Annotated in this window: 12 protein-coding genes; 8 read left to right on the top strand and 4 right to left on the bottom strand. The window is 71.6% G+C overall.

Translation table 11 applies throughout. From position 1 onward, the window contains the following. Positions 1 to 23: 23 nt before the first annotated feature. Both HCT63_RS19325 and HCT63_RS19320 read left to right on the top strand, forming a co-directional pair. On the top strand, positions 24 to 1,433 hold the full coding sequence (locus tag HCT63_RS19325; protein ID WP_167008756.1) for an amidase: 1,410 nt from the start codon (positions 24 to 26) through the stop codon (positions 1,431 to 1,433). 43 nt (positions 1,434 to 1,476) lie between these two features. Beyond that, positions 1,477 to 2,832 carry a M15 family metallopeptidase gene (locus tag HCT63_RS19320; RefSeq protein ID WP_167008754.1) on the top strand — a complete coding sequence of 452 codons (1,356 nt, stop codon included), beginning with the start codon at positions 1,477 to 1,479 and terminating at the stop codon, positions 2,830 to 2,832. Positions 2,833 to 2,846: 14 nt separating this feature from the next. Here HCT63_RS19320 and rsgA read toward each other — a convergent pair whose 3' ends face one another. Then, positions 2,847 to 3,860, bottom strand: coding sequence for a ribosome small subunit-dependent GTPase A (rsgA, locus tag HCT63_RS19315; protein ID WP_243843129.1), 1,014 nt, complete (start codon positions 3,858 to 3,860; stop codon positions 2,847 to 2,849). Positions 3,861 to 3,953: 93 nt separating this feature from the next. Between rsgA and HCT63_RS19310 the strand changes: the two genes are divergently transcribed. Then, positions 3,954 to 5,597: an acyl-CoA dehydrogenase family protein gene (locus HCT63_RS19310; protein ID WP_167008752.1), complete on the top strand. Its 1,644-nt coding sequence runs from the start codon at positions 3,954 to 3,956 to the stop codon at positions 5,595 to 5,597. A gap of 22 nt (positions 5,598 to 5,619) precedes the next feature. Here the strand turns inward: HCT63_RS19310 and HCT63_RS19305 are convergent, their stop codons facing one another. Continuing rightward, the gene (locus HCT63_RS19305; protein ID WP_167008749.1) at positions 5,620 to 6,054 is read right to left on the bottom strand and encodes an SRPBCC family protein; all 435 of its coding nucleotides are present in this window, start codon (positions 6,052 to 6,054) and stop codon (positions 5,620 to 5,622) included. 354 nt (positions 6,055 to 6,408) lie between these two features. On the opposite strand from HCT63_RS19305, the gene HCT63_RS19300 reads away from it, so the two are divergent. The 3 genes from HCT63_RS19300 to HCT63_RS19290 all read left to right on the top strand — a co-directional run bounded on the left by HCT63_RS19300 (position 6,409) and on the right by HCT63_RS19290 (position 9,788). Continuing rightward, on the top strand, positions 6,409 to 8,091 hold the full coding sequence (locus tag HCT63_RS19300) for a nitrite/sulfite reductase (protein WP_167008746.1): 1,683 nt from the start codon (positions 6,409 to 6,411) through the stop codon (positions 8,089 to 8,091). A gap of 151 nt (positions 8,092 to 8,242) precedes the next feature. After that, positions 8,243 to 8,968 carry a phosphoadenylyl-sulfate reductase gene (locus HCT63_RS19295; RefSeq protein ID WP_167008743.1) on the top strand — a complete coding sequence of 242 codons (726 nt, stop codon included), beginning with the start codon at positions 8,243 to 8,245 and terminating at the stop codon, positions 8,966 to 8,968. 70 nt (positions 8,969 to 9,038) lie between these two features. Beyond that, on the top strand, positions 9,039 to 9,788 hold the full coding sequence (locus HCT63_RS19290) for a CbiX/SirB N-terminal domain-containing protein (RefSeq protein WP_167008740.1): 750 nt from the start codon (positions 9,039 to 9,041) through the stop codon (positions 9,786 to 9,788). Here HCT63_RS19290 and HCT63_RS19285 read toward each other — a convergent pair. Further along, entirely contained in the window at positions 9,746 to 10,645 is a 900-nt protein-coding gene (locus HCT63_RS19285; protein ID WP_208322521.1) for a PPK2 family polyphosphate kinase, read from the bottom strand. The genes HCT63_RS19290 and HCT63_RS19285 overlap by 43 nt on opposite strands. 46 nt (positions 10,646 to 10,691) lie before the next feature. On the opposite strand from HCT63_RS19285, the gene HCT63_RS19280 reads away from it, so the two are divergent. Together HCT63_RS19280 and HCT63_RS19275 are read left to right on the top strand one after the other, a co-directional pair. Next, on the top strand, positions 10,692 to 11,396 hold the full coding sequence (locus tag HCT63_RS19280; protein ID WP_167008734.1) for an SDR family oxidoreductase: 705 nt from the start codon (positions 10,692 to 10,694) through the stop codon (positions 11,394 to 11,396). 68 nt (positions 11,397 to 11,464) lie between these two features. Then, entirely contained in the window at positions 11,465 to 12,022 is a 558-nt protein-coding gene (locus tag HCT63_RS19275; protein ID WP_167008731.1) for a hypothetical protein, read from the top strand. Positions 12,023 to 12,032: 10 nt separating this feature from the next. On the opposite strand, the gene msrB is transcribed toward HCT63_RS19275, so the two are convergent. Further along, positions 12,033 to 12,440 carry a peptide-methionine (R)-S-oxide reductase MsrB gene (gene msrB, locus HCT63_RS19270; protein WP_167008728.1) on the bottom strand — a complete coding sequence of 136 codons (408 nt, stop codon included), beginning with the start codon at positions 12,438 to 12,440 and terminating at the stop codon, positions 12,033 to 12,035. Between the last annotated feature and the right edge of the window lie 62 nt (positions 12,441 to 12,502).

Here is a 12,502-nt window from a genome sequence, read left to right as displayed (position 1 = left end):
ACACCTGCGCCCCAGGAGCTTCCGTGACGACCTCAGACCGCGTCCACGCGTTCCGCGACGACGTCCTCGGCGATCTCGACGCGACGGGGGTCGCGGAGCTCGTCGCGGCCAAGCAGATCAAGCCGCGCGAGGCCGCCGAGGCAGCGCTGGCCCGGATCGAGGCCGTGCGCGGTCTCGACGCGGTCGAGCACCTCGACCCCGACCGGGCGCTCGACGCCGCCGACCGCGAGGCGACAGGCGCCTTCGCCGGTGTGCCGACGCTGGTCAAGGACAACACCGACGTCGCCGGCTGGCCCACCGGCAACGGCTCGGAGGCCTACACCCCGCGGCTCGCCCGTACGGACAGCGACTTCGTCCGCATGTGGTCGGCGCAGGGCCTGACCTACCTCGGCAAGTCCCGCCTGCCGGAGTTCGGCTTCAGCGCGTCGACCGAGTTCATGACGCGCCCACCCGTTCGCAACCCCTGGAACCCGGCCTACTCCTCGGGCGCATCCTCCGGCGGCGCCGCAGCCCTCGTGGCCGCGGGCGCGGTGCCGATCGCCCACGCGAACGACGGCGGCGGCTCGATCCGCATCCCCGCCGCCGCCTGCGGACTCGTCGGGCTCAAGCCGACCCGCGGCCGGATCACCCCCGACCACCTCGACGAGACGATGCCGGTCAAGGTCGTCGCGCAGGGCGTCGTGACGCGATCGGTGCGCGACACCGCGCGCTTCTTCGCCGCGGCCGAGCGGACGTACCGCAACCCGAGGCTCCCCGCCGTCCGCATGGTCGAGGGGCCGAGCGCGACCCGCCTGCGCATCGGCGTCCTCTACGACTCGGTGACCGGGGCCAGCGACCGCGACACACGTGCGGCGACGAGCGACGCAGCCGACCTGCTGGCAAGGCTCGGCCACCGGGTCGAGGAGATCCCGCTGCCGATCACCCAGCAGTTCGCCGACGACTTCGCGCTCTACTGGGGGTTCCTGTCGTGGTACCTCACGACCACCGGCAAGCGCGGCCTCGGCGCCGACTTCGACCCGGCACGCACCGACAACCTGACCCAAGGCCTCGCGGCGGCGTTCCGCAAGGGGTTCCGCCGGTTTCCTGCAGCGCTCTACCGCCTGCGCCGCACCGAGCGGTCCTACCGCGCCCTCTTCACCACGTATGACGTCGTCCTGTCACCGGTGCTCGCGCACACGACGCCGAAGCTCGGCTATCTCTCCCCGACCGCTGACTTCGACCGGCTTTTCGCACGTCTGTACGCCTACGTCGGCTTCACGCCGCTCAACAACGTCTCAGGTGGTCCCGCGCTCTCGCTGCCGCTCAGCCGTACGCGCGCGGGGCTCCCCTTGGCGTCACACTTCTCGGCCGACCACGGCGACGAGCGGACGCTCCTCGAGCTCGCGTACGAGCTGGAGCAGGCGGCGCCGTTCGCGCGGATCCAGGACGCGTGAGGCCCGAGCGGCGCTAGGGCCCGACGGCCCTTAGCGTGGAGGCGTGACGTCCCGCCTCCTCGTCCCCCTCGCTCGTCTCGCCGCCTTCGCGCTGCTCCTCGCGCTCCTCGCCGCCGCCCCGGCGTCCGCAGCCGCCCCCACCCTCACCGCGTCCTCCCCGGCCACGGGCTACACCGGCGCGAGCGTCACCGTCTCCGGTGCGGCGACGCCGCCCGGGGGTGAGCTCGTGCTCGAGCGCCGCGTCGCTGACGGACCCTGGCGCCCGGTGAGCACGGGCCGCCCCGCGGACGACGGGTCGTACGCGCTGCGCCTCGTCGTCGCCGCCGGCGCCCAGACCCTGCGCGTTTCGTACCGCAGCGCCGGCGGGACGGTCGCGCGCGAGCTGCGCGTCACCGGCGTCGCCGCGCCCGTCCGCGTGTCGCTGAGCGGCTCCCACCGGCTGCGCGACGGCCACCGCCTCGTGCTCACGGCCCGGTGGACCACGACGGACGGCCGCCCTGTCAGCGGCGTCGCGCAGCTGTACGGCCGCCGCGCGGGCAGCTCCACATGGACCCGGCGTGCGTCGGTGCGGGTCACGAACGGCACCGGAACCGTCCGGGTCCGCCCGCGGGTCGACACCACGTACCAGCTCCGGACCCCCGCGACCACGCTCGTACGCCCGGCCGGCTCGTCCGGGCACGTCGTCGACAACCTTCCGCCGGGTCGCGTGATCCGCACGCCGGCGGGCGCTCCCGCGCCGCGCCGCACGCTCCCGCCGCAGCGACGCGCGATCGCCGCCGGACCGCACGTCCGCGTCAAGAAGATCTCCGCGCGGGTCTGGCGCTCGATGAAGGGCCGCAGCTGGCACCGCGGCTGCCCCGTCGGCCGGAGCTCGCTGCGGCTGATCGAGACGAGCTACTACGCGTACGACGGCTACCGGCGCCGCGGCGAGCTCGTCGTCCACCGCAGCGTCGCCAAGGCGACCAAGCGCGTCCTGATCGACCTGTACGAGGCCAAGGCGCCGATCCGGTCGATGTACCGGGTCGACCCCTTCGGCTGGTCCAAGCGCCTGCGCGGCGCAGACGACATGAAGTCGATGGCCGCCGGCAACACCTCGGCGTTCAACTGCCGCGGGATCGTCGGGCGTCCGGGGACGCGCAGCCCGCACAGCACGGGACGCAGCATCGACCTCAACACCTGGGAGAACCCGTACCGGTCGGGCTGGGGTCTGGTGCCCAACAGCGCGTGGGACGCGCGGCGCACCCCGACGGCGATCGTCTACCGCAGCCGCCAGCACGCCGTGGTGCGAATCCTGGCGCGCCACGGATTCCGGTGGATGGGCAGCGCGGACTGGCAGCACTTCCAGTACGCCGGTCGGGGCGCCCGACACCTGCCGCCGCCGACGACCTTCCTCGACTGAGGCCGGGCTAGCCTTCAGTGCCCGCGCTCGCGGCGCATCCGGCGCTGCGCTCGCGTCGAGCGGCGGAGCTGGCGGTTCTGCTCGGCCGCCAGCCGTGCATCGGCCCGGCGCTCCAGCCACTGCGCCTCGCGCTGCAGCGCCCGCCAGCTCTCGTACCGGCGCAGGCTCAGCACGCCGGCGTCGAGCGCGGCCCGCACCGCACACCCCGGCTCGACCTGGTGACCGCAGTCGGCGAAGCGGCAGGACGCCGTCAGCTCCTCGACGTCGGCGAACGCGCCGACCAGCCCGTCCGAGTCGGTGACGCCGACCCCGCGCAGGCCCGGCGTGTCGATCACCGCTCCCCCACCGGGGAGCGCGACGAGCTCGCGGCGCACGGTCGTGTGCCGTCCACGCCCGTCGGCACGGATCGCCGAGGTCGCGACCCGCGACTCCCCCACCAGCGCGTTGACCAGGCTGGACTTGCCGGCCCCCGAGGAGCCGACGAGCGCGAGCGTGCCCCCGCCCGCGAGCGCGGCCACCTCCTCGACGCCGTCACCGCTCTCGGCGCTGCACACGACCACCCCGACACCGAGGGTCGTGGCGATCTCCTCGGCGACATCGGCGGCGTCGGATGCCAGGTCCGCCTTGGTCAGGACCACGGTCGCCGGCGCGCCGCTGGACCAGGCGACCACGAGGAGCCGCTCGACCTTCTCCAGCGACGGCATCTGGTCGAGACCGACGACGACCGCCACGGCGTCGATGTTCGCGGCGAGCACCTGCCGGCGCGACGAGCCGCCTGGCTCCGCACGCTCGAGGACGCTCCGGCGCGGCTCGACCGCCACCACGCGCAGATCCGTACCGACCGCTTCGATCAGCACCCAGTCCCCGACGCACGGCGCGGCGCCGTCGTCCGCTCCGGCGAGCGTCCGCACAGCGACCTCCTCGCCGCCGGGTGTCCACACGCGAACCACTCCCCGGTCGCCTCGTACGACGCGACCGCGCCAGGGCTCCGGGCCACCGCTCGTCCCGTTCTCCGCGTCTGCGTCCACTCCGTGACGGTACGAACGAAGCAGGGTGGCGGGCGAACGATTTTGTCGCGCCCGCATGACCTGCGTCACTGAGCAGCCGCTTACGCTGGCCGCATGGACCCGCTGCAACGTGCCCCTCAGAACCAGGCCGCGCCGTTGACCGGCTACCACACCGTCCGCTCGGATGCGGCCCTCGTCGGCGCCGTCCGCGCGTTCGCCGGAGACGATGCCGAGACGGTGCTGACGTCGCTCGACCCGGTCGGCGCGCTCGCTGGGTCCGCCGAGGCCCGTGAGCACGGGATGCTCGCCAACCGCAACGAGCCGGTCCACCACCCCGTCGACCGGTACGGCAACCGCGTGGACGAGATCGTGTTCCACCCCTCCTGGCACTGGATGATGCAGCGCGGCGTGGAGTTCGGGCTGCACGCGACCCCGTGGGTCAGCGAGGAGCCGAAGCCGCACCTGCGACGCGCGGCCGCGTACGTCGCGTGGACGCACAACGAGCCCGGCCACGGCTGCCCGCTCACGATGACGTACGCCGCCGTCCCCGCGCTGCGGGCCGACGACGCGCAGGCCAAGCAGTGGACGCCCCTGCTGGCCGCGACCGAGTACGACTTCGGGCTGCGCAACCCCGCCGAGAAGCGCGGCATCCTCGCCGGGATGGGCATGACGGAGAAGCAGGGCGGCTCCGACGTCCGGACGAACGTCACCACCGCGACACCCACCGACGCCGAGGGCGAGTACGTCCTGCACGGGCACAAGTGGTTCACCAGCGCGCCGATGAACGACCTGTTCCTCGTCCTCGCGCAGACCGCCGGCGGGGTCACGTGCTTCGTGGTCCCCCGGGTGCTGCCCGACGGCACCCGCAACCCGCTCCAGGTGGTGCGCCTCAAGGACAAGCTCGGCAACCGCTCCAACGCCTCGTCGGAGCTGGAGTTCGACGGCACGTGGGCCGTACGGCTCGGCGACGAGGGGCGCGGCATCAGGACGATCATCGAGATGGTGGCGTCGACGCGTCTCGACTGTGTGCTCGGGTCGTCGGCGCTGATGCGTCGCTCCGTCGCCGAAGCGACGTGGCACGCGTCGCAGCGCTCGGCGTTCGGCGGCCTGCTGTCTGAGAAGCCCGCCATGCAGAACGTCCTCGCCGACCTGGCTGTGGAGTCCGAAGCGGCGACGCTGCTCGCCCTGCGGCTGGCCTCGAGCGTCGAGCACCCCGACGATGAGCACGAGAAGGCGCTGCGCCGCATCGCCCTGCCGATCGCGAAGTTCTGGGTCTGCAAGCGCACGCCCTTCCACGTCGCGGAGGCGCTGGAGGTGCTCGGCGGCAACGGGTACGTGGAGGAGTCGGGCATGCCGCTGCTCTTCCGCGAGTCGCCGCTCAACTCGATCTGGGAGGGCAGCGGCAACGTCAACGCGCTCGACGTCCTGCGGGCGCTGCAGCGCGAGCCCGAGGCGCTCGACGCCTGGCTCACCGAGGTCGGGAGCGTGCGCGGTGAGGATGCTCGGCTCGACGCCGCCGTCCACGACGTCCTCACCGGGCTGTCCGACCTGTCCGAGATGGAGTTCCGGGCACGCCGGCTCGCGGGGCAGATGGCCGTGGCGCTCCAGGCTTCGCTGCTGATCCGCTACAGCGACCCCGCCGTGACCGACGCGTTCCTCGCGAGCCGCGTCGCCGGCGACTGGGCGGGGACGTTCGGCACACTCCCCCGCGGTGTCGACGCGGCGGGCATCGCGCGGCGCGCGACACCCACGGTCTGAGCGTCGGTGTCGACTCCCCCGCTCAGAGACGGGCGAGGGTGTCCTCCATCTGGAGGACAGTCTTGTCGGCCAGTCGCTCGAGCGGCAGACGCAAGATCGCGGCGGGCAGCTTGCCGATCACCCCGTGGAAGGTGAAGTCGGCGCTGTAGCGGATCTCGGTGCCGGCGCCGATCGTCGCGAACACCAGGTGGTCCTTCGTCGTGACCGTGTCGTTGTGGCCGGTGACCTCGAAGACCGCGTCCGGCACGAGCTGTGTGGTCTCGTACGTCAGCTCGACGCGCTTGCCGAGGAACTTCGAGACGTTGCGGTAGCGGGTCCCCAGCCCTCCGTCGCCCGACAGGCGTGTGGTCTCGACCGTGCCCGGGTCCCACTGCTCGGTCGTGGTGAAGTCGCTGAGGTAGGAGAAGACCTCGGCGAGCGGCTTGGCGACGGTGAGCGTACGAGACACGGCGACCATGCTCCACGCTAACCCTTTCGCTCACGGGCGCCGTTAACGCGACGTCGACTGTGGCGCCGCTCACACGGGCCCCCTGAAACCGCTGGAACATCAGGAAGCACGAAACGCGCATCTCGCAATGTGAACGTCTATCTCGAATAATGGGATCAGCCATTGCCGGATCATGGATCCTCAGCACAGACTTACGACCATGCTCACAGCGCAGACCACTCACCTGGCGGCCCGTCGCCACGTGGATTTCGGTCGCATGCGCAGCATGATGTGTCGCTGCGCCTGATCCTGGCCCCGGCCCCGGCCCTCTGAGTGCCGGCCCGACCGTCATCCCCTTCTCGAGCATCTTCGACAGGACGTCTCATGACTGCGACCACCGACGCCCCCGTGCGCGCTGCCCGCCCTCGCCGCACGAAAGGCGAAGGCCAGTGGGCCCTCGGCTACCGCGAGCCCCTCAACGCCAACGAGCAGTCCAAGAAGGACGACAACCCGCTCAACGTGCGTGCGCGCATCGAGAACATCTACGCGCGCGGTGGCTTCGACTCGATCGACAAGGCCGACCTGCGCGGGCGCTTCCGCTGGTGGGGCCTCTACACCCAGCGCAAGCCCGGGATCGACGGCGGCAAGACGGCCACGCTGGAGCCGGAGGAGCTCGAGGACTCCTTTTTCATGCTCCGCGTCCGCATCGACGGAGGCCAGCTCGACCTCGCCCAGCTCCGAACGATCGCCGGCATCTCGACGGAGTTCGGCCGCGACACCGCCGACCTGACCGACCGTCAGAACGTCCAATACCACTGGATCCGCGTCGAGGACATGCCCGAGATCTGGAGCCGGCTCGAGGGCGTCGGGCTCTCGACGCAGGAGGCGTGCGGCGACTGCCCCCGCGTCATCCTCGGCTCCCCCGTCGCCGGCATCTCCGCCGACGAGATCATCGACGGCACCTGGGCGGTCGAGGAGATCCAGCGCCGCTACATCGGTGACCCCTCGCTCTCCAACCTCCCCCGCAAGTTCAAGACGGCGATCAGCGGCCACCCGAGCCACGACGTCGTCCCCCAGATCAACGACGTCGCCTTCACCGGAGTCGTCCACCCCGACTACGGGCCAGGCTTCGACCTGCTCGTCGGTGGTGGGCTGTCCACCAACCCGATGCTCGCGCAGCGGCTCGGCGCCTGGGTCCCTCTCGAGGAGATCCCCGAGGTCTGGCACGGCATCGCGTCGGTCTTCCGCGACTACGGCTACCGCCGCCAGCGCTCCCGCGCCCGCATCAAGTTCCTCATCGCCGACTGGGGTCCGGAGAAGTTCCGCGACGTCCTCGAGAACGAATACCTCAAGCGCAAGCTCGTAGACGGACCCGAGGCCCCCGCCCCCCGTACCCCCGGCGACCACGTCGGCGTCTATCCGCAGCTCGACGGCGGCTACTACGTCGGCGTGGCTCCCAAGGTCGGACGCCTCACCGGCACGATCCTGAGCCAGCTCGCGGACGTCGTCGAGGCCCACGGCAGCAACCGGGTCCGTACGACCGCCCAGCAGAAGCTTCTCGTTCTCGACGTCGCGCCCGACAAGGTCGACTCGCTCGTCGCGGCGCTCGACGAGATCGGGCTCGAGGCCAACCCGTCGCCGTGGCGCCGCAACACGATGGCCTGCACCGGCATCGAGTTCTGCAAGCTCGCCATCGTCGACACCAAGAACCGTGCCGACCTCCTCATCGAGGAGATGCAGCACCGCATCCCCGAGCTCGACGAGCCGATCACGATCAACGTCAACGGCTGCCCCAACTCCTGCGCCCGCATCCAGACCGCCGACATCGGCCTCAAGGGGCAGCTGGTGTTGGAGGACGGCAAGCAGGTCGAGGGCTTCCAGGTCCACCTGGGCGGCGCACTCGGCCTGACGCCGGGGTTCGGCCGCAAGCTGCGGGCCCACAAGGTCACCGCGACCGGGCTGCCCGACTACGTCGAAGGTCTCGTCCGCAGCTACCTCGACGAGCGCACCGACGGCGAGTCGTTCGCCGAGTGGGTCGCCCGTGCCGAGGAGGACGCGCTGCGATGAGCGGACGAGCGGCTCCCTACCACTGCCCGTACTGCGGCGACGAGGATCTGCGTCCTCACGGTACGCAGCACGGGGCGTGGGAGTGCCGCGCCTGCCTCCGCGCCTTCTCCCTCTCGTTCATCGGACTGATCAGCCCTGGGGGTGACAACGCATGACCACGACAGCAGTTCGCGGGGACCTCCCCGCCCGCTCCGCCGAGGAGCTCGAGGAGCTCGCCCGCATCGCCGGGCCCGACCTCGAGCTCGCCCCGGCTGAGCTCATCGTCGCGTGGGCCGTGGAGCAGTTCGGTGAGCGCTTCTGTGTGACTTCGTCGATGGGCGACGCCGTCCTTGCCGACATCGCCGGCAAGGTGGCGCCCGGGATCGACGTCGTCTTCCTCGACACCGGCTATCACTTCGCCGAGACGATCGGCACGCGCGACGCGGTCGAGGCGACGATGCCGGTCAACCTCGTCACCGTGGCGCCGCAGCAGTCGGTCGCCGACCAGGACGCCCAGTACGGCAAGGACCTCTTCCGCACCGACCCCGACCGTTGCTGCGCGCTGCGCAAGGTCAAGCCGCTCCAGGACGCCCTCGCGGGGTACGACGCGTGGGCGACTGGGCTACGCCGCGACGAGACCCACAGCAGGGTCATCGCTCCGGTCGTCGGCTGGGACTCCCGCAAGGCCAAGGTCAAGGTGTCCCCGCTCGCGCGGTGGAGCGCCGACGACGTCGACCGCTACATCGCCGAGAACGGCGTCCTGGTCAACCCTCTGCAGTACGACGGATACCCGTCCATCGGCTGCTGGCCCTGCACCCAGCGCGTCGCCCCGGGCGAGGACGCCCGCAGCGGACGCTGGGCAGGCACCGGCAAGAACGAGTGCGGCATCCACCTCTGACGCCGTACGCCCCATCCCCGCAGGTCGCCCGCGACCACGCACGACACCCTCCTGGAAGGAGGAATGCACCATGACCGCCCCTGCACTGGTCACGCTCGCTCACGGGAGCCGTGATCCTCGCTCGGCCGCCACCATCGCATCACTGACGGAACTGGTCCGGTGCATGCGTCCAGACCTGCGGATCGAGGAGGCCTATCTTGAGCTGTCCGAGCCCGGTCCGCTGACCGTGATCGACCGGCTCGTCGCGGAGGGGCACGACGAGGTCGTCATCGTCCCCCTGCTCCTCACGCACGCCCACCACGCCTCGGTGGACGTCCCCGCGGTCATCGAGGCCGCGCGCCGCCGCCACCCGCACGTACGGGTGCTCGCGACCGACGTCCTCGGCATCCACAAGAGCTTCCTGCGCGTGCTCGACGTCCGCCTGCGTGCCGCGCTCCGCGAGGCGCGGGCGACCGAGCTGGACGGGCTCGTCCTCGCGGCCGCCGGCACCTCCGACCAGCTCGCGAACGCCCACGTCGCTCGCGTCGCCCGCGCCTGGGGGGCGCACCACAAGCTGCCCGTGCTCGCGGCGTTCGCCTCGTCGGCTCCTCCCGCTGCGGGCGAGGCGGTCCGCGCGCTGCGCCACGACGGCAAGCGTCACATCGCGGTCGGCTCGCTGTTCCTCGCACCGGGCTTCCTGCCCGACCGTGCCACCGAGCTCGCTCTGGAGGCAGGTGCCGTCGCCGTCTCCGACCCGCTCGGCGCTGCCCCGGAGCTTGCCCACGTGGTGCTGGCGCGCTATGCGGTGGGCGCCGTCGACCTGGTGCCGATCCCGGCCTGAGTCCCGACCGTGGCCGTCGCGTCGAGACGCTCGCGCTCGGCCTCCACGTCGAAGTCGGCTGTCGGCCACTCAAGGTCGAGCGCCCCGAGATGCTCGGCCAACAGCTGCGCGACCGCCCAGTTGCGGTACCACTTGCGGCCGCTGGGCACGACGAACCATGGCGCGTACGAGGTCGAGCAGCGCTCGAGCGCAACCTCGTACGCCTCGCGGTAGCGCGGCCACAGCATGCGTTCGTCGACGTCGGCCGGGTGGTACTTCCAGTGCTTGGTCGGGTCGTCGAGCCGTGCGCGCAACCGCTCAAGCTGGTCGTCCGGGGTGATGTGGAGGAAGCACTTGACGACGACGCACCCGTCGTCGACGACCCCCTTCTCGAAGGCGGTGATCGCGTCGTACCGGCGCTCGATCTCCGCAGGATCGGCAAGGGCGCGCACCCTGCCGATCAGCACGTCCTCGTAGTGCGACCGGTCGAAGATCGCGATCCGCCCGGGCGACGGGAGCGCGCGCTCGACGCGCCAGAGGAAGTCGTGCTCGAGCTCCTCCGGCGTCGGCGCCTTGAACGACGTCACCTGCACGCCCTGCGGGTCGAGCATGCCCGCGGCGTGGCGGATCGTCCCACCCTTGCCGGAGGTGTCCATGCCCTGGAGCACCAGGAGGACCCGACGGTCGCCGACGCCGGCCGCGCCCGCGGCGTACAGGCGCTCCTGACGGTCGGCGAGCACCGCGGCGAGCGCGGCCATCGCATCAGGCTGGTCCTTCTTGGAGCCGGCGAAGCCTGGGGTCGCCCGCGAGTCGTACGAGGTCAGGTCCACGGGTCCGTCGAGAACGCGGAGCTGCTCGCTGAGCGTGGTCGTCGCCATGCGAGGCAGTATGCACCGCCGCGGGCGCGGGCGGCAGACTGTCGGCATGGATGCGTCGCGCCCCGCCCCTGCCCTTTCTTCGGCCGTGGTGCACGGCGCGACCGGATATGTCGGACGTCACCTGGTCCGCGGACTGCTGGCCGAGGGGGCGACCGTGCTCGCCGTCGGCCGGTCGGCCGCACGCCTGGACGCGCTTCGGGAGTCGGCCGGAGACGACGGGACGCGCCTCGTCCCGGTGGTCGCCGACGTCTCGGCCGACGACGGCGCGCGGCACGTTGCCCAGCAGATCGCGGACCACGGCGTCGTACAGGCGGGGTTCGCGGCGATCGGCGGCTGGTGGGAAGGGTCCCGGCTCGTCGACCTCGACACGCAGACCTGGTCGTCCCTGCTGACCAGCCACCTCACGGCGCACTTCCTCGCCGCGCGGGCGACCGTCCCTCACCTGGACCCTGTCGGGTCGGCCTACGTGACCCTCAACGGCATCGCCACGCTGCAGCCCGAAGCCGGCTCGGGTCCGGTCAGCGTCACCGGCGCCGGCCAGTCGATGCTGCTCGACGTGCTGCGCGCCGAGGACGACCGGCCGGCCGTCCGTTTCCACGAGCTGTGCGTCGTCAACCCTGTCGTGGACGACGGTGACGCTGCCGACGCGCCCGAGGCGGTCGTCGAGATCTCCGACGTGGTCTCTGCTGCTCTGACGCTCGCGCGCAGCGGAGAGGCCCGGACACGCCGGCACGAGCTCGGCCGACTCTGAACCAACCCCGGGGCACGCGGCGGCGCTTCGGCGTTAGGCTGGAGACCCCCTGGCGAAAGGCATCGACGATGAACGATCCCGGTCCGGACGCACCGAAGCCCTACGACGTGGCGGTGCTCTTCGAGCAGGAGCTCTCCCGCCTGGATGCTCAGCAACTCACGGCGCTGCACGAGGGGCTCGACGACCCCGTCGTCTACCACCTGCTGCTGCCCGTCGAGGACGCCGCGGCCACGATGGCGACGTCGCTCGGGGTGCTGGGCGGAGCCGACCTGGCCATGCCTGACGCACGCTCGCTCGGCGACATCGACCGTGCCGTCACCGAGGAGGGCGAGGCTGCGCTGCAGCGCTCGATCGACCTCGTGACGGCCGCCGGCAAGAAGACGACGACCGTACGCGGCGCACTCACACGTGACGACCCGGTCAGCGCACTCACCGACCTCGTCACGCAGGTCGGCGCCGCAGAGGCGATCATCCTGACCACGTCGCACGTCTTCTCGGAGTTCTTCCACGTCGACTGGGCGTCGAGGGCTGAGCGCAAGCTCAAGGTGCCCACGCTGCACCTCGTCGAGCACGAGTCGTTCGACGCGCAGTCCTCCGGCGCCGGCGAGGGCGCCTCCCTCCTCTGAGGCTCGCGGGTCAGCCTGCGTCGGGGACGAGGCGCAGGCTGACACCGTTGATGCAGTAGCGCTGGTCGCTCGGTGTCGGGAAGCCCTCGCCTTCGAAGACATGCCCGAGGTGCGACCCGCAGTGGGCGCACCGCACCTCGACACGGCGCATGCCCATCGAGGTGTCCTCGATCAGCTCGACCTTGTCTCCGGCCAGCGGAGACCAGAACGCCGGCCAGCCGCAGTGCGCGTCGAACTTCGTGTCGCTGCGGAACAGCTCGGTGCCGCAGGCCCGGCACTCGTACACGCCGGGGGTCTCGTCGGTCTCGTACGCGCTGCTGAAGGGCCGCTCCGTGCCGGCCTCCCGCAGCACGTGGAACTCCTGGGGCGTGAGCACGGCACGCCACTCGTCATCCGTCTTCTCGACCTCGTACGCCATACCCCCATCGTACGGAGGAACGCACACACGCCGAGCGACTCGCGAGCGGGAGGGGAAGCCGG

Source organism: Mumia sp. ZJ430 (assembly GCF_011751845.1).
GTDB lineage: Bacteria > Actinomycetota > Actinomycetes > Propionibacteriales > Nocardioidaceae > Mumia.
The sequence above is the reverse complement of the archived record's forward strand: the minus strand, read 5'-3'. Positions and strand labels throughout refer to the sequence as shown.